The sequence below is a fragment of the Pseudomonas sp. BF-R-19 genome (assembly GCF_019956445.1).
GTDB classification, from domain to species: domain Bacteria; phylum Pseudomonadota; class Gammaproteobacteria; order Pseudomonadales; family Pseudomonadaceae; genus Aquipseudomonas; species Aquipseudomonas fluorescens_BH.
This window is the reverse complement of the sequence record NZ_JAHBDN010000037.1, coordinates 238275-260280: the sequence shown is the minus strand read 5'-3', so window position 1 is coordinate 260280 and position 22006 is coordinate 238275. Positions and strand designations below refer to the sequence as shown.

22 protein-coding genes and 1 pseudogene are annotated in these 22006 nt (G+C 60.5%); 11 read left to right on the top strand and 12 right to left on the bottom strand.

All coding sequences use genetic code 11. The features are described 5' to 3' along the window. Positions 1 to 18: 18 nt before the first annotated feature. From KGB28_RS07350 to dadA, 5 genes are all read right to left on the bottom strand, one after another. Positions 19 to 438, bottom strand: a complete 420-nt coding sequence (locus tag KGB28_RS07350; RefSeq protein ID WP_150725225.1) for a c-type cytochrome — start codon at positions 436 to 438, stop codon at positions 19 to 21. A gap of 182 nt (positions 439 to 620) precedes the next feature. After that, positions 621 to 1169: a cupin domain-containing protein gene (locus KGB28_RS07345; RefSeq protein ID WP_008023455.1), complete on the bottom strand. Its 549-nt coding sequence runs from the start codon at positions 1167 to 1169 to the stop codon at positions 621 to 623. Positions 1170 to 1297: 128 nt separating this feature from the next. Continuing rightward, positions 1298 to 2371 carry an alanine racemase gene (alr, locus tag KGB28_RS07340; protein ID WP_223443818.1) on the bottom strand — a complete coding sequence of 358 codons (1074 nt, stop codon included), beginning with the start codon at positions 2369 to 2371 and terminating at the stop codon, positions 1298 to 1300. A gap of 97 nt (positions 2372 to 2468) precedes the next feature. Then, positions 2469 to 2822, bottom strand: coding sequence for a RidA family protein (locus tag KGB28_RS07335; RefSeq protein WP_223443816.1), 354 nt, complete (start codon positions 2820 to 2822; stop codon positions 2469 to 2471). Then, a complete protein-coding gene (gene dadA / locus KGB28_RS07330; protein WP_095943447.1) occupies positions 2794 to 4098 on the bottom strand; it encodes a D-amino acid dehydrogenase in 1305 nt (434 codons plus the stop codon). Before dadA ends, KGB28_RS07335 begins: the two co-directional genes overlap by 29 nt. A gap of 157 nt (positions 4099 to 4255) precedes the next feature. On the opposite strand from dadA, the gene KGB28_RS07325 reads away from it, so the two are divergent. Beyond that, entirely contained in the window at positions 4256 to 4744 is a 489-nt protein-coding gene (locus tag KGB28_RS07325) for an Lrp/AsnC ligand binding domain-containing protein (protein WP_007975155.1), read from the top strand. Between the two features lie 138 nt (positions 4745 to 4882). On the opposite strand, the gene KGB28_RS07320 is transcribed toward KGB28_RS07325, so the two are convergent. Then, positions 4883 to 5236, bottom strand: coding sequence for a YkgJ family cysteine cluster protein (locus KGB28_RS07320; RefSeq protein ID WP_223443814.1), 354 nt, complete (start codon positions 5234 to 5236; stop codon positions 4883 to 4885). A gap of 147 nt (positions 5237 to 5383) precedes the next feature. Here KGB28_RS07320 and KGB28_RS07315 point away from each other — a divergent pair, with 147 nt between their 5' ends. Continuing rightward, complete coding sequence (locus KGB28_RS07315) at positions 5384 to 6691, top strand: NAD(P)/FAD-dependent oxidoreductase (RefSeq protein WP_223443812.1); 1308 nt, start codon at positions 5384 to 5386, stop codon at positions 6689 to 6691. 144 nt (positions 6692 to 6835) lie between these two features. Here KGB28_RS07315 and KGB28_RS07310 read toward each other — a convergent pair whose 3' ends face one another. Then, complete coding sequence (locus KGB28_RS07310) at positions 6836 to 7081, bottom strand: DUF1127 domain-containing protein (RefSeq protein WP_223443810.1); 246 nt, start codon at positions 7079 to 7081, stop codon at positions 6836 to 6838. A gap of 178 nt (positions 7082 to 7259) precedes the next feature. Here KGB28_RS07310 and KGB28_RS07305 point away from each other — a divergent pair, with 178 nt between their 5' ends. Together KGB28_RS07305 and KGB28_RS07300 are read left to right on the top strand one after the other, a co-directional pair. Beyond that, positions 7260 to 8693: a PLP-dependent aminotransferase family protein gene (locus tag KGB28_RS07305; protein ID WP_223443808.1), complete on the top strand. Its 1434-nt coding sequence runs from the start codon at positions 7260 to 7262 to the stop codon at positions 8691 to 8693. Between the two features lie 60 nt (positions 8694 to 8753). Then, entirely contained in the window at positions 8754 to 10328 is a 1575-nt protein-coding gene (locus KGB28_RS07300; protein WP_223443806.1) for a phospholipase D family protein, read from the top strand. A 30-nt stretch (positions 10329 to 10358) separates the two neighbouring features. On the opposite strand, the gene KGB28_RS07295 is transcribed toward KGB28_RS07300, so the two are convergent. Both KGB28_RS07295 and KGB28_RS07290 read right to left on the bottom strand, forming a co-directional pair. Next, on the bottom strand, positions 10359 to 11501 hold the full coding sequence (locus KGB28_RS07295; protein WP_223443804.1) for an MFS transporter: 1143 nt from the start codon (positions 11499 to 11501) through the stop codon (positions 10359 to 10361). Positions 11502 to 11692: 191 nt separating this feature from the next. Beyond that, a complete protein-coding gene (locus KGB28_RS07290) occupies positions 11693 to 13186 on the bottom strand; it encodes an aldehyde dehydrogenase (RefSeq protein WP_223443802.1) in 1494 nt (497 codons plus the stop codon). A 224-nt stretch (positions 13187 to 13410) separates the two neighbouring features. On the opposite strand from KGB28_RS07290, the gene KGB28_RS07285 reads away from it, so the two are divergent. Both KGB28_RS07285 and KGB28_RS07280 read left to right on the top strand, forming a co-directional pair. Next, positions 13411 to 13773, top strand: coding sequence for a cupin domain-containing protein (locus tag KGB28_RS07285; protein ID WP_223443800.1), 363 nt, complete (start codon positions 13411 to 13413; stop codon positions 13771 to 13773). A 168-nt stretch (positions 13774 to 13941) separates the two neighbouring features. Then, entirely contained in the window at positions 13942 to 14160 is a 219-nt protein-coding gene (locus KGB28_RS07280) for a peptidase inhibitor (RefSeq protein WP_150753847.1), read from the top strand. A gap of 95 nt (positions 14161 to 14255) precedes the next feature. Here KGB28_RS07280 and rpmG read toward each other — a convergent pair whose 3' ends face one another. Together rpmG and rpmB are read right to left on the bottom strand one after the other, a co-directional pair. Beyond that, positions 14256 to 14411 (bottom strand): 50S ribosomal protein L33, encoded by a 156-nt coding sequence (rpmG, locus tag KGB28_RS07275; RefSeq protein ID WP_003177274.1) that lies wholly within the window; start codon positions 14409 to 14411, stop codon positions 14256 to 14258. A gap of 11 nt (positions 14412 to 14422) precedes the next feature. After that, complete coding sequence (rpmB, locus tag KGB28_RS07270) at positions 14423 to 14656, bottom strand: 50S ribosomal protein L28 (protein ID WP_007975166.1); 234 nt, start codon at positions 14654 to 14656, stop codon at positions 14423 to 14425. Positions 14657 to 15102: 446 nt separating this feature from the next. On the opposite strand from rpmB, the gene KGB28_RS07265 reads away from it, so the two are divergent. Beyond that, positions 15103 to 16689: an ABC transporter substrate-binding protein gene (locus KGB28_RS07265; protein ID WP_223443798.1), complete on the top strand. Its 1587-nt coding sequence runs from the start codon at positions 15103 to 15105 to the stop codon at positions 16687 to 16689. Between the two features lie 133 nt (positions 16690 to 16822). On the opposite strand, the gene radC is transcribed toward KGB28_RS07265, so the two are convergent. After that, positions 16823 to 17497 carry a RadC family protein gene (gene radC / locus KGB28_RS07260; RefSeq protein ID WP_223443796.1) on the bottom strand — a complete coding sequence of 225 codons (675 nt, stop codon included), beginning with the start codon at positions 17495 to 17497 and terminating at the stop codon, positions 16823 to 16825. A 135-nt stretch (positions 17498 to 17632) separates the two neighbouring features. Between radC and coaBC the strand changes: the two genes are divergently transcribed. From coaBC to argB, 4 genes and pseudogenes are all read left to right on the top strand, one after another. Next, a complete protein-coding gene (gene coaBC, locus KGB28_RS07255; protein ID WP_223443794.1) occupies positions 17633 to 18841 on the top strand; it encodes a bifunctional phosphopantothenoylcysteine decarboxylase/phosphopantothenate--cysteine ligase CoaBC in 1209 nt (402 codons plus the stop codon). A 5-nt stretch (positions 18842 to 18846) separates the two neighbouring features. Beyond that, positions 18847 to 19302 (top strand): dUTP diphosphatase, encoded by a 456-nt coding sequence (gene dut, locus KGB28_RS07250; protein WP_007975171.1) that lies wholly within the window; start codon positions 18847 to 18849, stop codon positions 19300 to 19302. Between the two features lie 257 nt (positions 19303 to 19559). Continuing rightward, positions 19560 to 20936: pseudogene (locus KGB28_RS07245) on the top strand (phosphomannomutase/phosphoglucomutase); the annotation flags it as partial. A gap of 17 nt (positions 20937 to 20953) precedes the next feature. After that, positions 20954 to 21859, top strand: a complete 906-nt coding sequence (argB, locus tag KGB28_RS07240) for an acetylglutamate kinase (RefSeq protein WP_008047078.1) — start codon at positions 20954 to 20956, stop codon at positions 21857 to 21859. Positions 21860 to 22006: the final 147 nt, after the last annotated feature.

Genomic DNA, 22006 nt, shown 5'->3' with positions numbered 1-22006 from the left:
GCGAAAGAGGCGGGCTGGTTACAGACCGGACATCTCTTTGATGGCGCCCTTGAGCTCGTCGTCGGAGCAGTCGGCGCAGGTGCCTTTAGGCGGCATCGCGTTGACGCCGGTAATGGCTTTGGCCAGGATGCCGTCGAGGCCGCCCTGGTGATCGGCGCGTTCTTTCCAGGCCGCTTTGTCACCGATTTTCGGCGCGCCCAGCAGGCCGGTGCCGTGGCAAGCGTTGCAATGTTTGGCAATAACATCTTTAGGCGCCTTGGCACCGCCACCGCCGCCGGCCGAAGCGGCCACTTCCATGCCCTTGCACTCTTTACCCTGAACACAAACCTGGCCAACTGGCTCAAGGCGTTTGGCAATTTCGTCGTTGGTCGCAGCCTGAGCGCTGACACTGACAGCCCATAGGGCCAATACGGTTGCTGGTGCAGCCAGCATTTTCATAATTAGGTTCACGCGTTCACCCTCAATGGTGGCTAGTCACGCCTACGGCCACGGTTCGCAGGCGGGCGCAAGTATAGCGGTAACCCCGTCGCACTGAAACAACCCCAAAGTCGGAGGGGTCTTAGGCCGCGAGGGAAAAACAGCCAGGGCGCCTCTGCGATGCTGGCAGGACGCCTCTTTTCTTAGAAATTCGCCGGCGTGGCTGCGCTGATTAGTCGCGCCGGCACATCGAACGGATTACGGAAACGGTGTGGCTTGGTACTTTCAAAGTAGTAGCTATCGCCGGCTTCGAGGACAAAAGTTTCGAGACCGACCACCAGTTCCAGTTTTCCTTCGACCAGGATGCCGGTTTCCTCGCCCTCATGGGTGAGCATCTCGTCACCGGTGTCGGCGCCTGGCGGATAGATTTCATTGAGGAATGCGATAGCCCGGCTCGGGTGCGCCCGACCGACCAGTTTCATGGTCACGGCGCCATCGGAAATATCGATCAGCTCGTTGGCCTTGTAGACGATCTGGGTCGGTTTTTCCTGCAGGATTTCTTCGGAAAAGAACTCGACCATGGACATGGGAATCCCGCCCAACACCTTGCGCAGCGAACTGATCGAAGGGCTCACGCTGTTCTTTTCGATCATCGAAATCGTGCTGTTGGTGACCCCCGCCCGTTTGGCGAGCTCACGCTGGGAAAGGCCTTTGAGCCTACGGATGGATTGCAGTCGTTCACCGACGTCCAAAGCTTGCGCCTCCAGGATTCAGGATTGTTGGAATAGTGAGCGTTATCATGGCGACAGCGTTCAGTATTTACAACACCTTGACCTGAATCCTGCTCAGCGAGGCGACTTCCGGTCTGGAGCCCTGCTCACTAAGCCCCGGAATAGAGCAGTGGCACTCGGCGCAGGTTGCAGAAAATCTGGTAAGGAATCGTGCCGGCAGCCATGGCCACATCACTGGCGAGGATGTTTTTGCCCCACAATTCGACGGTCGAACCAAGACCGGCCTGCGGCACATCGGTCAGGTCGATACAGAGCATGTCCATCGACACCCGGCCGATCAACTGGCTGCGCTGCCCGGCAACCAGCACTGGCGTGCCGGTCGGTGCCAGACGCGGGTAGCCGTCGGCGTAACCCATGGCCACGACGCCAATGCGCATCGGTTTAGGGGTGATGAATTTGGCGCCGTAACCGACGGGCTCGCCAGCCGGCAACTCGCGCACACTGATCACTTTCGACTCCAGGGTCATGACCGGTTGCAGGCGCGATGCCACTTCGTTGGCTTCTTCGAAGGGCGTGGCGCCATAGAGCATGATGCCCGGGCGCACCCAATCGCTCGGAATCTGCGGCCAACCGAGCACCGCCGGCGAGTTGCGCAGGCTGACCTCGGCGGACAAGCCCTTGCGCGCCGCTTCAAATACCGCCACCTGATCGGCACTGGCCTGCTCGTGCAGTTCATCGGCACGCGCAAAGTGGCTCATCAGCACCACTTTCGCGACTTTGCCGCTGGCTAGCAGCCGTTGATAGGCCGCCTGATAATCCGCCGGGTGCAGCCCCACGCGGTGCATGCCCGAATCGAGCTTCAGCCACACGGTGATCGGCTTGCTCAACCCCGCTTTCTCGATGGCTTCGAGCTGCCACAGTGAATGCACCACGCACCAGAAATCATGCTCGACGATCAGCGCCAGCTCATCGGCTTCGAAAAAACCTTCCAGCAGCAGGATCGGCGCACGAATGCCCGCTGCCCGCAGCTCCAGAGCCTCTTCGATACACGCCACGGCAAACCCGTCCGCCTCGGCTTCCAGCGCCTGGGCGCAACGCACCGCGCCATGGCCATAGGCATCGGCCTTGATCACCGCGAGGGCTTTGGCCCCCGTGAGCTCACGGGCGATTCGGTAGTTGTTGCGCAGGGCTTGAAGGTCGATCAGGGCACGGGCAGGACGCATGGCGGCAGACTTCTGGTCGGGTTATCGGGAAGAAAAACCGGCGCTGGCTGACAGCGTGAACCGCCAACAGCACCGGGAGAGGGATCTGTCTGAAAGCTTATGGCAGAGCGGCGACAACCGACAGCTCGACCAGGATTTCCGGTTCGCACAATTTCGATTCAACTGTGGCGCGGGCCGGGGCGACGCCTTTTGGCAGCCACTTGTCCCACACCGCGTTCATGCCTTCGAAATGCGCGTCGATGTCTTTCAGGTAAATCGTCACCGACAGCAGATTATTTTTGTCGGTGCCGGCCAGATCGAGCAACCGCTCGATGTTGGCGAGGGTTTCACGGGTCTGCTGTTCAATCCCGGCGTTCATGTCATCGCCGACCTGTCCGGCAAGGTAAACCGTGCCGTTATGGGTGACGATCTGACTCATGCGCTCATTGGTGAGCTGGCGCTGGACTGACATGCTTTGCAGGCTCCTGGGTTTTGCTGCCATAACGGGAAATATCGAGGCCTTCGGCGCTGATCTGCGGCTTTTTCTTCGCCATCAGGTCTGCCAGCAAGCGACCGGAGCCGCAGGCCATGGTCCAGCCGAGCGTGCCGTGACCGGTGTTCAGGAACAGGTTCTTGAACGGGGTGGCGCCAACGATCGGCGTGCCATCCGGCGTAGTCGGACGCAGACCGGTCCAGAAATCGGCCTGGGCCAGATCGCCGCCCTGAGGATAAAGGTCGTTGACAATCATCTCCAGGGTTTCCCGGCGACGCGGGTTCAGCGACAGGTCAAAACCGGCGATTTCAGCCATGCCGCCAACGCGGATGCGGTTGTCGAAACGGGTGATCGCGACCTTGTAGGTCTCGTCGAGAATGGTCGAAGTCGGAGCCATCGCCGGGTTGGTGATCGGCACGGTCAGGGAGTAGCCCTTGAGCGGGTACACCGGCGCCTTGATCCCCAGCGGCTTGAGCAGTTGCGGCGAGTAGCTGCCGAGGGCCAGCACGTAGCGGTCGGCAGTTTCCAGCTTGCCGTCGATCCATACGCCGTTGATGCGGTCACCGGCGAAGTCGAGGCGCTGAATGTCCTGGCCGAAACGGAATTGCACACCGAGGTTCGCGGCCATCTCGGCAAGCTTGGTGGTGAACATCTGGCAGTCGCCAGTCTGGTCGTTCGGCAGGCGCAAGGCACCGGCGAGGATGTCAGTGACGCTGGCCAGGGCCGGCTCAACGCGGGCAATGCCGTCGCGGTCGAGCAGCTCGAACGGCACGCCGGACTCTTTCAGCACGGCGATGTCTTTCGCGGCGCCATCAAGTTGAGCCTGGGTGCGGAACAGTTGGGTCGTACCAAGGCTGCGGCCTTCATAGGCAATGCCGGTTTCGGCGCGCAGTTCATCGAGGCAGTCACGGCTGTACTCGGACAGACGGACCATGCGCTCCTTGTTCACCGCGTAACGGCTGGCGGTGCAGTTGCGCAGCATCTGCGCCATCCACAGGTACTGGTCGATGTCGGCCGTGGCCTTGATCGCCAAGGGCGCGTGGCGCTGCAACAGCCACTTGATGGCCTTGAGCGGCACGCCAGGCGCGGCCCACGGCGAGGCATAACCCGGCGAAACCTGCCCGGCGTTGGCGAAACTGGTCTCCATGGCGGCAGCTGGCTGCCGGTCCACAACCACCACTTCAAACCCGGCACGGGCCAGATAATAAGCACTGGTGGTACCGATGACGCCGCTACCCAAGACCATGACGCGCATTTTCATATCCCTCATCGCGGCTAACCGCTGACGTTTGTTATTCAGAGCTTTAGATGCGCGCAGTGTAAAAAAGATTCGCCAGTGCTTTTCACTATATAAGCGCCTATATTTGGCGACAATTCTCGGCAAAAACCCTTTTCACGGAGGCGCATCCCCTATGCGTACCAACACTCAGACCAAACGTGAGCTGGACAAGATCGACCGCAACATCCTGCGGATCCTGCAAGCGGACGGGCGGATTTCCTTTACGGAGCTTGGGGAAAAGGTCGGGCTCTCGACCACGCCCTGTACTGAGCGGGTCCGGCGTCTGGAGCGCGAAGGGATCATCATGGGCTACAACGCCCGGCTCAATCCGCAGCACCTGAAGGGTAGTCTGCTGGTGTTTGTCGAGATCAGCCTGGACTACAAATCCGGCGATACTTTCGAAGAGTTCCGACGTGCGGTGCTGAAATTGCCCCATGTGCTGGAGTGTCACCTGGTGTCAGGGGATTTCGACTACCTGGTGAAAGCGCGGATTTCCGAGATGGCCTCGTACCGCAAGTTGCTGGGCGACATCCTGCTCAAGCTGCCCCACGTGCGCGAGTCCAAGAGTTACATCGTGATGGAAGAGGTGAAGGAGAGCCTGACTTTGCCGATTCCCGATTGAGATGCGCGGTGCATGTTCAGCCGCTTTCGCGAGCAAGCCTGCTCCCACAGTGGATCAGTGTCGAACACAAACTCTGTGTTCATTGAAGATCGAATGTGGGAGCGGGCTTGCTCGCGAATGCAGGCGACTCGGTCTCTCTTAAACCAACACCTGTCGGTTCGAAGCCATGTACTCGAACACCTGCTTCTCCACCCGCGGATGAATCAATTCCACCGGCCCGCGCCCATTCGGGCACGGCAAGGTCTTGGTGGTGCCGAACAACCTGCAAATCAGCGGCCGCTCGTCATACACCGTGCAACCATTCGGCCCCAGATGCACACAGTTGAGTTCTTCCATAGCGGCATCCTGCTCGGCGTGGGTCTTGCGCGGCAGACGCGACATTTCTTCGGGCGAGGTGGTCACCGGCCCGCAGCAGTCATGGCAGCCGGGAACGCACTCGAACGAGGGAATCTGTTGTCGCAATGTGCGGATTGTCTGGCTGTTGCAGCTCATTGAAGCGGTGACCAATAGCGGAATAGAGCGCGATTCTGACGCAAAAGCCCCGATCCAGACAGCACCAGCCGACCAATGTTGCCCGTCCGGGAAGGTCCGGCTTATGCTCCGTAAGGTTTTCCAAACGTAAGAATCAGGAACACGCACATGAATGCCCGTGCTCAACAGCCTGCCCTGAACCACACCGCGTCCTACTACGCCGCCAGCAGCCTGCCGCAGCCCGAGCTTCCGGTGCTCAAAGGTGAAGTGCTGGCCGATGTCTGTGTGGTGGGCGGCGGGTTTTCGGGGTTGAACACGGCGCTTGAGATTGCCGAACGCGGTCTCAGCGTGGTGTTGCTTGAAGCCCATAGAATCGGCTGGGGCGCCAGTGGACGCAATGGCGGGCAGCTGATTCGCGGCGTCGGCCACGGCCTCGATCAGTTCACCAATGTCATCGGTGTCGAAGGCGTGCGGCAAATGAAACTCATGGGCCTGGAAGCCGTGGAAATCGTCCGTCAACGGGTCGAGCGCTTTCAGATCCCCTGCGACCTGACCTGGGGCTACTGCGATCTCGCCAATAAGCCCCGTGACCTTGAAGGTTTCGCCGAGGATGCCGAAGAACTGCGCAGCCTCGGTTATCGCTACGAGACCCGTTTGCTGCAAGCCAATGAGATGCACACCGTGGTCGGCTCCACGCGTTACGTCGGTGGCCTGATCGACATGGGCTCGGGGCACCTGCATCCACTGAACCTGGCCTTGGGCGAAGCCGCAGCGGCACAACGACTGGGGGTCCAGCTGTTCGAGCACTCGGCCGTGACCCGCATTGACTATGGCCCCGAGGTCAAGGTCCATACCGCCGAGGGCTCGGTGCGCGCCAAAACCCTGGTGCTGGGTTGCAATGCCTACCTCAATAACCTCAACCCGGAGCTCAGCGGCAAAGTCCTGCCCGCCGGCAGCTACATCATCGCCACCGAACCGTTGAGCGAAGAACTGGCTCACGCCCTGCTACCGCAGAACATGGCGGTCTGTGACCAGCGGGTGGCGCTGGACTACTACCGGCTCTCGGCGGACCGGCGCCTGCTGTTTGGCGGCGCCTGCCATTACTCGGGCCGTGACCCGAAAGACATCGCCGCGTACATGCGCCCGAAAATGCTCGAGGTTTTCCCGCAGCTGAGCGCAGTGAAGATCGATTACCAATGGGGCGGCATGATCGGCATCGGCGCCAATCGCCTGCCGCAGATCGGGCGACTCAAGGACCAGCCGAACGTGTACTACGCCCAGGCCTATTCCGGTCATGGCCTGAATGCCACGCACCTGGCCGGCAAGCTGCTGGCCGAAGCGATTAGCGGGCAGCACGGTGGTGGTTTTGATTTGTTCGCCAAGGTGCCGCACATCACCTTCCCCGGCGGCAAGCATCTGCGCTCACCGTTGCTGGCGCTGGGGATGTTGTGGCATCGGCTTAAAGAGTTGGTCTGAAAGATTGTCGGTGTCAGCTCTGACGCCTTCGCGGGCAAGCCCGCTCCCACAGTTGATCCGTGTCGAACACAAAATCTGTGTTCGCTGAAGATCTAATGTGGGAGCGGGCTTGCTCGCGAATGGGCCTAAAAATCACCATGGATTTCAGATCCGCCAGAAAGGCTTCAGCCCCTCCTCCCGCGCCTGCTCCCGCGTCAGCCCGATATCCTTGAGCTGATCGGCCGTCAGGGCCAGCAAGGCCTTGCGCGTGTGCAGGCGACGCCAGAACTGGTCCCAGCGACTCAGGCCGGACGACGCATTGCCCATGCCCGCCTCCCGCGTGCCGTTGTTCTGCCCGGTCGCCAGTTCCTGACTGTGTAACGTCAGCCGCACATCGCTCAAACCGTTCATCTTGGATGCTCCTGTTTACTTGGGTAGCCAGAGGTTCCATGATGCGTGGGCGCGCAAAAGCATTACAGATTCAAAGCATTTGTATTTATTCCATACAGTCTTGCCGATTCCGCCACTGAATCCTCATTTTTCGCCCGATCTGTACTGGTTAACCGATCACCCTTATCGAGGCTGCACCATGACCCTTTACGTCAACCTCGCCGAATTGCTCGGCACACGTATCGAACAGGGCTTCTATCGCCCCGGTGACCGGCTGCCTTCGGTACGGGCGCTGAGCGTCGAGCACGGCGTCAGCCTGAGCACGGTGCAGCAGGCCTATCGGGTGCTGGAGGACAGCGGGCTGGCCATGCCACGGCCCAAGTCCGGGTACTTCGTCCCCGCCAGCCGCGAACTGCCGGATTTGCCGGCAGTCGGCCGCCCGGCCCAACGGCCGGTGGACATATCCCAATGGGATCAGGTGCTGGAGTTGATTCGCGCCGTGCCGCGCAAAGACGTGGTGCAACTGGGCCGTGGCATGCCGGACATCACCAGTCCGACGATGAAACCGCTGCTGCGTGACCTGGCGCGAATCAGCCGGCGGCAGGACATGCCCGGTCTGTATTACGACAACATCCACGGCAACCTCGAACTGCGCGAACAGATCGCTCGCCTGATGCTCGATTCCGGCTGCCAGCTGAGCGCCAGCGAACTGGTGGTCACCACCGGTTGCCACGAAGCGCTGTCCACCAGCATTCGTGCAATCTGCGAGCCTGGCGACATTGTCGCGGTGGACTCGCCGAGCTTTCACGGCGCGATGCAGACCCTCAAGGGCCTGGGCATGAAAGCCCTGGAAATCCCCACCGACCCGCTGACCGGCATCAGTCTCGAAGCGCTGGAACTGGCCCTGGAACAGTGGCCAATCAAGGTCATACAGCTGACTCCCAACTGCAACAACCCGTTGGGCTACATCATGCCGGAGTCGCGCAAACGCGCATTGCTGACGCTTGCCCAGCGCTATGACGTGGCGATCATCGAGGACGATGTGTATGGCGAACTGGCCTATACCTATCCGCGCCCACGCACGATCAAGTCCTTCGACGAGGACGGTCGCGTCCTGTTGTGCAGCTCGTTTTCCAAGACCCTGGCGCCGGGCCTGCGCATCGGCTGGGTCGCGCCCGGTCGCTATCTGGAACGGGTGCTGCACATGAAATACATCAGCACCGGATCCACAGCGCCACAGCCGCAGATCGCCATCGCCGAGTTTCTCAAGGGTGGCCACTTCGAACCACATTTGCGGCGGATGCGCACGCAATACCAACGCAATCGCGACGTGATGATTGATTGGGTGACCCGCTATTTCCCGGCCGGCACTCGCGCGAGTCGCCCACAAGGCAGCTTCATGCTGTGGGTCGAACTTCCGGAAGGTTTCGACACCCTGAAACTGAATCGTGCATTGCACGACCTGAGCGTACAGATTGCCGTGGGCAGCATTTTTTCCGCCTCCGGCAAGTACCGCAATTGCCTGCGCATGAACTACGCTGCCAAGCCAACACCGCAGATCGAAGACGCGGTGCGCAAGGTCGGTGCGACAGCGATCAAACTGCTGGAGGAAACCGATCAGCTCTGCGACTGACTTTTATTCGGGGATCAGCGTCCATATGCCTATCTGCGCCGCCAAACGGAACGATCCTACGTGAGAGTCAGACAGCCCCTGCTTGCTCTTCTGCTACTCGCCGCGTTCCTGGGCGGTTGCTCCAGCTTCGACGTTCAGCGTGTGCCGAGCCAGGCGCTGCCGGCTGCAGACTCCGCATTCGGTCGCTCGGTCCAGGCGCAAGCCGCACCCTACAACGGACAATCGGGTTTTCGCCTGCTATCGGACAGTACCGAGGCCTTCACCGCCCGCGCCGAACTGATCCGTAACGCCCAAAGCAGCCTCGACTTGCAGTACTACATCGTGCACGACGGCATCAGCACGCGCATGTTGATTGAGGAGTTGCTCAAAGCCGCCGACCGGGGCGTCCGGGTGCGGGTGCTGCTCGACGACACCGCCAGCGACGGCCTGGACCAGGTCATTGCCACCCTCGCCGCGCATCCGAACATCCAGATCCGCGTGTTCAACCCGCTGAACCTGGGCCGCAGTACGGGGGTGACGCGCACCGTGGGCCGGCTGTTCAACCTGTCGCAACAGCATCGACGCATGCACAACAAGTTGTGGCTGGCGGACAACAGCATGGCCATCGTCGGCGGGCGTAATCTGGGGGACGAGTATTACGATGCCAAGCCCAACATGAATTTCACCGACATCGACATGCTCAGTGTCGGCCCGGTCGCCGAGCAACTCGGGCACAGTTTCGACCAGTACTGGAACAGTGCCCTGAGCAAGCCGATCGACGAATTCCTGTCGAGCAAACCCACACTCCGGGACCTGGAAAACACCCGCGCCCGACTGGAAGAGTCCCTGGCGGAAACGCGCAAACAGAATCACGCGCTCTACAAACACCTGATGACCTTCACCACCCACCCACGCCTGGACATCTGGCGCCGCGAACTGATCTGGGCCTGGAACCAGGCATTGTGGGATGCGCCGAGCAAGGTACTGGCCAAGGGCGAACCCGATCCGCAGTTGCTGCTGACCACGCAACTCGCACCTGAACTCAATAACGTCAGCAAAGAGCTGATCATGATCTCGGCCTACTTTGTGCCCGGCCAGCCGGGGCTGGTGTACCTGACCGGGCGCGCCGATGCCGGCGTTTCCGTGAGTTTGCTGACCAATTCACTGGAAGCCACGGATGTTCCGGCGGTGCACGGTGGTTACGCGCCCTATCGCAGGGCGCTGCTGGAGCACGGCGTAAAGCTGTACGAATTGCGCAGCCAACCCGGCGAGGAAGGCGGCAGCGGTAGTGGGCCGCATCTGTTTTCCAGCAACGCCTATCACAGCTCTGACTCCAGCCTGCACAGCAAGGCGATGATCTTCGACCAGCAGAAGTCCTTTATCGGCTCGTTCAATTTCGATCCGCGCTCGGTGCTGTGGAACACCGAAGTCGGCGTGCTGGTGGACAGTCCGGAATTGGCCGCACGGGTCCGTGAACTGGCGCTGCAGGGTATGGCACCGGCCCTGAGTTATCAGGTGGAGCTGGAAAACGATCAGATCGTCTGGACCACCGAAGACGACGGGAAAATGCACACCCTGGCCAAGGAGCCAGGGAGTTGGTGGCGGCGCTTCAATGCGTGGATGAGCAATACGGTTGGGCTGGAGAAGATGTTGTAAGACTCGACCGCCACAGTTCTCCGATGCTCATCAGGCTGGCTGAGCAGTGCCAAACGCCCCTTGCCGCGACACCACAATCAACACCCCCAAGGCCCCTACCGCCATCAGCAATGGCAACGCATGGCCGTTGATCCACTGACTGCCGGCACCCGCCAGCAGCGGCCCGATCAGGCAACCGATCCCCCACAGTTGGGCGATGTGCGCGTTAGCCCGCACCAACGCATCGTCGCGATAACGCTCGCCGATCAGGATCAACGACAAGGTGAACAACCCGCCAGCGCTGGCGCCGAACAGCACCCACAAGGGCCAGATCAGCAGTGTGTCGATCAGCAACGGGATTGCCAGGCTCGACATCAGCAGGACCACTGCACAACCGGTGAACAACGCGCGCCGCGACAAGCGATCGGCCAACGCACCAATCGGCAATTGCAGCACCGCATCGCCGACCACCACCGTACTGACCATCGCCAGTGCGATTTCCGTGGTGAAGCCCTGACGCAGGCAATAGACCGGCAACAGCGTCAGGATCATCGCTTCGAACGCGGCGAACAGCGACACCGCCCAGGCAATCGCTGGCAGGCCACGACAGAAAGCGAGCAAATCACTCAAGGTCACGCTGCTGGCCTCGCTACTCGGCGCGCCACTGCGGCCCAGCAACAGTAACGGAGCAGCCATCAACAAACCGACACCCACCCAAAAGCCATAGTCGTGCTCGGTACCGAGGAAGCCCAGCAACACTGGCCCTGCCAGCTGACTCAAGGCGTAGCTGCTGCCATACAACGCCACCAGCCGCCCGCGCCATTGCTCGACCACCAGTTGATTGATCCAGCTTTCACCGATGATGAATACGAGGGTCAGGATCACCCCGATCATCAGCCGCAGCACCAACCAGACCGGATAGCTCGGCAACAGCGCCAGCAAACCGATCGAAACCGCCCCGGCCCACAGGCACAGGCGCATCAGATTGGCCGTGCCGAATCGCGCTGCCAGATGGCTGGAGATTTTCGCCCCCAGCAGGACACCGATGGCCGGCATCGCGGCCATCACGCCAATGGCAAACGAGCCGTAGCCCCAGCTTTCCAGGCGAAACGACACCAGCGGCATGCTGACACCCAGGGCCAGGCCGACACTCAGGACAGATGCCAAAACGGCGAAATACGTCGCCCAACGCATGTTCCACGCTCCTGTGGATTGATATTTTTTTCAGGACACACAAAACAATGTGGGAGCGGGCTTGCCCGCGAAGAGGTCATCACATCCAACATCAACGTTGGCTGATACACCGCCTTCGCGAGCAAGCCCGCTCCCACAAGGGATCTGTGTCGTTCGGGAGGCCTGCTCTGCAACAGACCTCCCTTAACGGCTTACAACTTGATCCAGGTCGCCTTCAGCTCGGTGTATTTGTCGAACGCGTGCAAGGACTTGTCACGACCGTTGCCGGACTGCTTGAAGCCACCGAACGGAGCGGTCATGTCACCGCCATCATACTGGTTGACCCACACGCTACCGGCACGCAGTGCGCGGGCGGTGAGGTGGGCCTTGGAAATGTCGGCCGTCCAGACCGCAGCGGCCAGGCCGTACGGCGTATCGTTGGCGATTGCGATGGCTTCTTCGGCGCTGTCGAATGCGATGACCGACAGTACCGGGCCGAAGATTTCTTCCTGGGCGATTTTCATCGCGTTACTCACGCCGTCGAAAATCGTCGGCTCAACGTAAGTGCCGCCAGTTTCCTGGAGCGTACGCTTGCCACCGGCCACCAGCTTGGCACCGTCGGCATGACCGGACTCGATGTAGGACAGCACGGTGTTCATCTGCTGGGTATCGACCAGCGCACCAACGTTGGTCGCCGGATCCAGCGGGTTGCCCGGCTTCCAGGCTTTCAGTGTTTCGATCACCAGCGGCAGGAATTTGTCCTTGATCGAACGCTCCACCAGCAGGCGCGAACCGGCGGTGCAGACTTCGCCCTGATTGAAGGCGATGGCGCCAGCTGCGGCTTCGGCAGCGTCTTGCAGGTTCGGCGCATCGGCGAACACGATGTTCGGGCTCTTGCCGCCGGCTTCGAGCCAGACGCGCTTCATGTTCGACTCGCCGGAGTAGATCAGCAGCTGCTTGGCGATTTTGGTCGAACCAGTGAACACCAGCGTATCAACGTCGTTGTGCAGGGCCAGGGCCTTGCCGACAGTGTGGCCATAACCCGGCAGCACGTTCAGCACGCCTTTCGGGATGCCGGCTTCGACAGCCAGCTCGGCGATGCGGATGGCGGTCAGCGGGGATTTTTCGGACGGTTTGAGGATCACCGAGTTACCGGTGGACAGCGCAGGACCGAGTTTCCAGCACGCCATCATCAGCGGGAAGTTCCACGGCACGATGGCGCCAACAACACCCACCGGCTCACGGGTCACCAGACCTAGCTGGTCGTGCGGGGTGGCCGCTACTTCGTCGTAGATCTTGTCGATGGCTTCGCCGCTCCAGCTCAGGGCTTGCGCCGCGCCGGGAACGTCGATGTACAGGGAATCGCTGATCGGCTTGCCCATGTCCAGGGTTTCAAGCAGAGCCAACTCTTCGGCGTGCTGTTTCAGCAGGCCGGCGAAACGGATCATGGTGGATTTGCGCTTGGTCGGCGCCAGGCGCGACCAGACACCGGAATTGAAGGTGGTGCGAGCGTTTTCCACGGCGCGCTGGGCATCGGCGGCGTCACAGCTGGCAATCTTGCCCAGCAGACGGCCATCGACCGGGCTGATGCACTCGAAGGTCTCGCCGGAAACGGCGGCGGTGTATTCGCCATTGATATAGGCGCGGCCTTCGATTTTCAGGTCGCGGGCACGTTGTTCCCAGTCGGCACGGGTCAGGGTGGTCATGCGAGTGTCCTCCTCTTATTGATACGACACCCGCGTTCTTCGCGGGTGCTGTCAGGAATTCTGCCCGGCCAGCCTGCTTTTCGGCCCAAGGCATTCACCACCCTAAACCAGCCGCATATGAAGTTTCAATATATTTGACAAAACGCTGGCAAACGGCCTTGCGATGTTCATTTTAATAAACATAGACTTTGAGCCTTTCTACGTAATCACGGGAGATAACAACAATGAATATCCAGAACGTCGTCGACTTCAGCCAGGCCACCACCGCCGCCGAACGCTACCGCCCAGACGCAGCCAAAGTGCTCAAGGGCGACCCGGAGCAAGCGGTTTACAACCACTACAACAGCCCTTGCGGTCAGTTGAACGCGGGTGTGTGGGAAGGTGCGGTCGGGCAGTGGGCGGTGAACTTCACCGAGCACGAATACTGCGAGATCCAGCAAGGGGTTTCGGTGCTACGTGACAGCGAGGGCAATGCCAAGACCCTGCGTGCAGGCGACCGCTTCGTGATCCCTGCCGGCTTCAAGGGCACCTGGGAAGTGCTGGAGCCGTGCCGCAAGATCTACGTGGCGTTTGAACAGAAGGCTTGAACCCACATCGAAACAGTCGCTGACACTCTGCCGCTGGCTCAGGGCAGCGACACCGGGTAAGACTTGCTGACAGGTGCCACGTATTTCATCGTCGGGACGGTAACGCACAGGACGTGCTGCCACCCGGCGACGCAGGCGCCCCAACCAACAGTCATGCAAGGAGGCAACATGCCAGTCTTACCCGATCAATGCGATCTCGCCATCGCCCAATACACCATCGGCCAGAAATGCACCCCGCAACTGCTTGAAGAAGTTCGCGCCCTGGCCAATGGCGCGCCAGTGCGAGCCACTGGACCCAAGTACCCTTCGAGCTGGGACCTGCGCCCGCGACGTATCAACCTGCATACCAATGCCGACAGAATCATCGTCAGCATCAACTGCGGCTGATTCGTTTCGGCACTGACAAAACAACTTGATTCCCGCGCAACAAAAAAGGCCCGTATCTCGCGATACGGGCCTTTTTCGTAAGAGGGAAAAATCAATTACTTGATTTTGCCTTCTTTGTAGATCACGTGCTTGCGAACAACCGGATCATATTTCTTGATCTCGATTTTGTCCGGGGTAGTACGCTTGTTCTTGTCGGTAGTGTAGAAGTGACCAGTACCGGCGCTCGAAATCAAACGAATCAATTCACGCATGATTAGCTCCCTTAAACCTTGCCATCGCGGCGAAGTTCGGCCAGCACGACAGTGATGCCACGCTTGTCGATGATACGCATGCCTTTGGCAGATACGCGCAGACGCACAAAACGTTTCTCTTCTTCAACCCAGAAGCGGTGATGCTGCAGGTTCGGCAGGAAACGACGACGGGTTTTGTTGTTTGCGTGGGAAATGTTATTCCCGGTTACCGGACCCTTACCGGTAACTTGACATACTCTAGACATGCCTCAGCCCTCTAAAACCACATGCCCAACCCGGCATGGGTTGGCCGCTTAATCTCTCAGTCATTTGGCGCCAGGCGCCGCGTTTCTTTAGAGGTCTTACCGGCTACACCTACAGTGAAGGAACCGGGCCCCTAGAAAAGAGCGCTGCTTTATACCAGAAAGACTGGAGAGCAACAACATTCAGTGTACGTAGAATTCACAAAAACCCCGTTTTCCGGGCTCCGAGCGCCTTGGACAAAGGCTATCGTCGATGGCGACCGCTCGTCGCAGAGTATCGCTCACCGAGTCGACCAGGGAGTTTGCTCGACCGCTGCACAGCAAAATCTGGCGCCTATAGTCCCCCCAAAATGAAAAAGGGGATAGTCATTTACAAAAGAGCCCACTAGGGTAAGCCTTTTCCAGACTGCACTTGCAGATGGGCCTTCGACCTGTAAAGGAAGCCGACCATGCGCCTTGCTGCCCTACCGCTGTTGCTCGCCCCGCTTCTGTTGAGCCCACAGGCCTTTGCCGCCGCCCTGAGCGTCTGCACCGAGGCCAGCCCTGAAGGCTTCGACGTGGTGCAGTACAACTCGCTGACCACCACCAACGCCTCGGCCGATGTGCTGATGAACAGCCTGGTGGACTTCGACACGGCCAGTGGCAAAGTGGTCGCCAGCCTCGCCGACAGCTGGGAAGTCAGCCCCGACGGCCTGACCTACGTCTTCAAGTTGCACCCACAGGTGAAATTCCATCGCACGGAGTACTTCACCCCGACGCGTGACTTGAGCGCCGAGGACGTGATTTTCAGCTTCGACCGCATGCTCGACCCGGCCAATGCGTGGCACAAAGTCGCCCAGAGCGGCTTCCCGCATGCGCAATCGATGCAGTTGCCTGCACTGATCAAGAAGATCGACGCCCTCGATCCGCAGACCGTGCGCTTCACCCTCGACCACCCGGATTCGACCTTCCTGGCGACCCTGACCATGGGCTTCGCCTCGATCTATTCGGCCGAATACGCCGACAAACTGATGAAGACCGGCACGCCCGAGAAGCTCAACAGCCAGCCGATCGGCACGGGGCCGTTCGTTTTCACCCGTTTCCAGAAGGACGCCTCGGTTCGCTACAAAGCCAACCCAGAATACTTCGGCGGCAAACCTTCTGTAGATCCGCTGATCTTCGCCATCACCCCCGACGCCAATGTGCGCCTGCAGAAATTGCGCCGTAATGAATGCCAGATCGCACTGTCGCCCAAGCCTCTGGACGTACAGGAAGCGCTGAAAGAGCCGACGCTGAAAGTCGAAAAGACTGACGCATTCATGACCGCATTCGTCGGCATCAACAGTCAGCATCCGCCACTGGACAAGCCTGAAGTCCGCCAGGCCATCAACCTTGCCTTCGACAAGGCCAACTATGTCAAAGCCGTGTTCGAAGACACTGCCGAGGCGGCCAACGGTCCGTACCCGCCCAACACCTGGAGCTACGCGAAAGGCCTGCCGGGTTACCCTCACGACATCGCGAAGGCCAAAGCCTTGATGGCCAAGGCCGGACTCAAGGACGGCTTCCAGACCACCATCTGGACCCGCCCTTCCGGCAGCCTGCTCAACCCCAACCCAAGCCTTGGCGCTCAACTGCTTCAGTCTGACCTTGCAGAAATCGGCATTCAGGCTGAAATCCGCGTGATCGAATGGGGCGAGCTGATCCGCCGCGCCAAGGCCGGTGAGCACGACTTGCTGTTCATGGGCTGGGCTGGCGACAACGGCGACCCGGACAACTTCCTCACGCCGCAGTTTTCCTGCGCCGCGGTCAAGTCCGGCACCAACTTCGCCCGCTACTGCAATCAGGACCTGGACAAGCTGATCAGCGCCGGCAAGACCACCGGCGAGCAAGGTGTGCGCAGCAAGCTCTACGAACAGGCCCAGGCGCAGATCCAGCAGCAGGCGCTGTGGCTGCCCCTGGCCCACCCGACGGCCTTTGCGTTGACGCGCAAGGATGTCGAGGGGTACTCGGTGAGCCCGTTCGGGCGACAGGACTACTCCAAGGTCAACTTCAAGTAATCTGGCACAACACAAAACCTGTGGGAGCGGGCTTGCCCGCGATAGCGGACTTTCAGGCAACATTTGCGCTGAATGTACCGCCGCCATCGCGGGCAAGCCCGCTCCCACAGGGTTCTGCATTCCTCCACCAGATCTACATCCACCCATACTCCGCCATCGACAACGGATCGCCGTCTCCAATGATGAAATGGTCGAGCACCCGCACGTCAATCAACTCCAGCGCCTTTTGCAGGCGCTTGGTCAGCACCCGGTCGGACTGACTGGGGTCGGTGTTGCCCGAAGGATGGTTGTGGCAGAGGATCAATGCCGCTGCGTTGTTGGCCAAGGCGCGCTTGACCACCTCTCGCGGATGAACGCTGGTGTTGTCGATGGAGCCGCGAAACAGCGTCTCATACGCCAGTACCTGATGCCTGGAATCGAGAAACAGGCAACCAAACACCTCGTGTGGCTCGTGGCGCAGCATCGATTTCAGGTACTCGCGAACCGCGTGCGGATTCTCCAGTGCCGATTTTTGGCGCGCACGCTCGGCCAGATGACGCCTGCTCATTTCTTGCGCAGCCTGCAACTGTGCAAATTTCGCCGGCCCAAGTCCCAACTGCTTGCCGAACGTTTCCTGATCGGCCTCAAGCAGCAAACGCAGGCTGCCAAACTGACTCAACAGGTGTCGCGCCAAATCTACGGCGCTTTTACCTACCACGCCCGTGCGTAAAAAGATCGCCAGCAATTCGGCGTCCGAAAGGCTTCCCGCGCCCTGTTCAAGCAACCTCTCCCGCGGCCGTTCCGCCGCCGGCCAATCGCGAATACTCATAGCACCTCCCTGTCTGTGGGCACCGCTGTTCCGTAGCGGTCGCTGTGATATCGTAGCCCATCTTTTTTGCGGGCGAATTCATCCTGGGGAGGGGGTTTCGCCACGTATGTCACCAACGAATTGAAAGGCAGGCCTATGCAGCGGCTGTATCGGAAACGCATTGTTCTGGGCGTCGGCGGCGGTATCGCTGCCTACAAAAGCGCCGACCTGGTTCGCCGCCTGATCGATCAGGGCGCCGAAGTGCGCGTGGTCATGACCCGTGGCGGCGCAGAGTTCATCACCCCGCTGACCATGCAGGCCCTGTCCGGGCACCCGGTCCACCTGGACCTGCTGGACCCGGCGGCCGAAGCGGCCATGGGCCACATCGAGCTGGCCAAATGGGCCGATCTGGTGCTGATCGCTCCCGGCACCGCAGACCTGATCGCCCGCCTGGCCCAAGGCATTGCCAACGATCTGCTGACCACGCTGGTGCTGGCCACCGACGCAGTGGTCGCCGTTGCACCGGCAATGAACCAGGCCATGTGGCGCGATCCGGCGACCCAGGCCAACCTGCACACACTCGAAAGCCGCGACATCAAGGTCTTCGGCCCGGCCTCCGGCAGCCAGGCCTGCGGCGACGTCGGCCTGGGACGCATGCTCGAAGCCATTGAACTGGCCCAGTGCGCCGCCGACTGCTTCCAGCGTCAGGCGCTGACCGGCAAGCACGTACTGATCACCGCCGGCCCGACCCAGGAAAACATCGACCCGGTGCGCTACATCACCAACCACAGCTCCGGGAAAATGGGCTTTGCCCTGGCCGAAGCCGCGGTGGAGGCCGGTGCCCGCGTGACCCTGATCACCGGTCCCGTGCACCTGCAGACCCCGGATCGTGTCACCCGCATCGACGTGGTCAGCGCCCGCGACATGCTGGCCGCCTGCGAAGCGGCGATCCCTTGCGACCTGTTCATCGCCTCGGCAGCAGTCGCGGACTACCGCCCGGAAGTCGTTGCCCCACAGAAACTCAAGAAAGATCCTACGAACGGCGACGGCTTGTTGCTACAGATGGTGCGTAATCCGGACATCCTGGCCACCATCGCCACCCGCCCCGACCGCCCGTTCAGTGTCGGTTTCGCCGCCGAGACCGAACACCTGCTCGATTACGCTGCACGCAAGTTGAAAGACAAGAACCTCGATCTGATCGTCGCCAACGACGTCGCCAATCCGAGCATTGGCTTCAACAGCGAAGAAAACGCCTGCAGCGTCATCGACCGCGAGCTTCACGCCACACTCTTCGCCCAGACCAGCAAGAGCAAGATTGCTCGCCAGCTGATCACTTTTATCGCCGAACGTCTGAACCAGGTTTAATTTACATGCACGCTTTGCAAGCCAAGATCCTCGACCCCCGCATCGGTACCGAATTCCCGCTGCCGCAATACGCCACACCAGGCTCCGCCGGCCTCGACCTGCGCGCCATGCTGGAACAGGACACCGTGATCAAGCCGGGTGAAACCGTGCTGATCCCCACCGGCCTGTCGGTCTATATCGGTGACCCGAACCTGGCAGCGCTGATTCTGCCGCGCTCGGGGATGGGCCATAAGCACGGCATCGTGCTGGGCAACCTGGTGGGGCTGATCGACTCCGACTACCAGGGCCCATTGATGGTCTCTTGCTGGAACCGTGGTCAGACCGAATTCACCATGCCGGTCGGCGAGCGTCTGGCACAACTGGTGCTGGTGCCGGTGGTGCAGGCCCACTTCGAGATGGTTGAAGAGTTTGTTGAAACCGAGCGCGGCACAGGCGGTTTCGGCCATACCGGTACCCGTTGATTCGATAGAGATCCATTGTGGCGAGGGAGCTCGCCACAAAATTCAAAATGTCATCTTCAAGGTTTAGCTCCGAAAATCAAGGCATTGCCCGGTCAATCCCCCGCCGCCAGGGGCGTCATGGCCCTTTCATACCACGAACTCTCTGTGGAAAACGCCGTCATACCCTTCAGTTTGAACCTGCCGTCAAATGAACCGGCGGCCTGTCCAGTCACTTTCGAGATGGAGCATTTCCACAGATGAACACCCCGGCCAAAGTCGCACCCAAGTTCCCTGACAGCATCTTCCGCGCCTACGACATCCGCGGCACCGTCCCGGAATTCCTGAACGCTGAAACCGCTTACTGGATCGGCCGCGCCGTCGGCTCCCAAAGCCTGGCCCAGGGCGAGCCAAACGTGTCCGTCGGTCGCGATGGCCGTCTGTCCGGCCCGGAACTGGTCGCACAACTGATCAAAGGCATCGCCGACAGCGGCTGCCACGTCAGTGATGTCGGCCTGGTCCCGACTCCGGCGCTCTACTACGCCGCCAACGTACTGGCCGGCAAATCCGGTGTGATGCTCACCGGCAGCCACAACCCGTCGAACTACAACGGCTTCAAGATCGTCATTGCCGGCGACACCCTGGCCAACGAACAGATCCAGGCCCTGCACGACCGCCTCAAGACCAACGACCTGAGCAGCGGCCAGGGCAGCATCACCCAGGTCGAGATCCTCGACCGCTACACCACCGAAATCGTCCAGGACATCAAGCTGGCCCGTCGCCTGAAAGTGGTCGTCGACTGCGGCAACGGCGCGGCCGGCGTGATCGCCCCGCAACTGATCGAAGCGCTGAACTGCGAAGTCATCCCGCTGTTTTGTGAGGTCGACGGCAACTTCCCGAACCACCACCCGGACCCGGGCAAGCCTGAAAACCTCGTGGACCTGATCAATAAGGTCAAGGAAACCAAGGCCGACATCGGCCTGGCCTTCGATGGCGATGGCGACCGCGTCGGCGTGGTGACCAACACCGGCAGCATCGTCTACCCGGACCGCCTGCTGATGCTGTTCGCCCGCGACGTCGTGGCGCGTAACCCGGGCGCCGAGATCATCTTCGACGTCAAATGCACCCGTCGCCTGTTTGCGCTGATCAAGGAATACGGCGGCCGGTCGTTAATGTGGAAGACCGGTCACTCGTTGATCAAAAAGAAAATGAAACAATCCGGCGCCCTGCTGGCTGGCGAAATGAGCGGGCACATCTTCTTCAAGGAGCGCTGGTTCGGTTTCGACGACGGCATCTACAGCGCCGCACGCTTGCTGGAGATCCTCAGTAAGGAGAAATCCTCGGCCGAAGAGCTGTTCGCGACCTTCCCGAACGATATTTCTACGCCGGAAATCAATATCCATGTGACCGAAGAGAGCAAATTCAGCATCATTGATGCATTGCACGATGCACAGTGGGGCGAAGGCGCTGACCTGACCACCATTGACGGCGTGCGAGTCGACTATGCCAAAGGCTGGGGCCTGGTACGCGCATCCAACACCACACCGGTGCTGGTGCTGCGTTTCGAGGCCGATGACGAGGCTGAATTGCAGCGCATCAAGGACGTTTTCCACGCCCAGTTGAAGCGTGTTGCACCTGATCTCCAACTACCGTTCTGATTCACCCGGAGCCCTGAATGACCCTCGAACGCGAAGCCGCCGCCAACACCGCCAAGGTCCTGTCCGAAGCGTTGCCTTACATCCGCCGTTATGTCGGCAAGACACTGGTGATCAAATACGGCGGCAACGCGATGGAAAGCGAGGAGCTGAAAACCGGCTTCGCCCGCGACATCGTGCTGATGAAGGCCGTGGGCATCAACCCGGTGGTGGTTCACGGTGGCGGCCCGCAAATCGGTGACCTGCTCAAGCGCCTGTCGATCGAGAGCCATTTCGTCGACGGTATGCGCGTCACCGACGCCGCGACCATGGACGTGGTGGAAATGGTCCTCGGCGGCCAGGTCAACAAGGACATCGTCAACCTGATCAACCGTCATGGCGGCAGCGCCATCGGCCTGACCGGTAAAGACGCCGAGCTGATTCGCGCGAAGAAGCTCACCGTTACCCGTCAGACGCCGGAAATGACCACCCCGGAAATCATCGACATCGGCCACGTGGGCGAAGTAGTTGGCATCAATACCGACCTGCTGAACCTGCTGGTCAAGGGCGATTTCATTCCGGTGATCGCGCCCATCGGCGTCGGTGCTAACGGCGAGTCGTACAACATCAACGCTGACCTGGTGGCCGGCAAAGTCGCCGAAGCGCTGAAAGCCGAGAAACTGATGCTGCTGACCAACATCGCCGGCCTGATGGACAAGTCGGGCACGGTCCTGACCGGCCTGACAACCCAGCAAGTCGACGACCTGATCGCCGACGGCACCATCTACGGCGGCATGCTGCCGAAGATCCGTTGCGCACTGGAAGCGGTCCAGGGCGGTGTGGGCAGCTCGCTGATCATCGACGGTCGCGTGCCGAACGCGATCCTGCTGGAAATCTTCACCGATACCGGCGTGGGCACCCTGATCAGCAATCGCAAGCGTCCTTAAGCGATAGCGCAAACAAAAAGACCCCGCTCGGCCTGGCTGAGCGGGGTCTTTTTCATACGGCGACAAACTTGTGGGGGTGGCGGTGCGGCGATCCGACTTGCCCGCGATAGCAATCTATCAACCAACATCCCTGTCGACTGACACTAC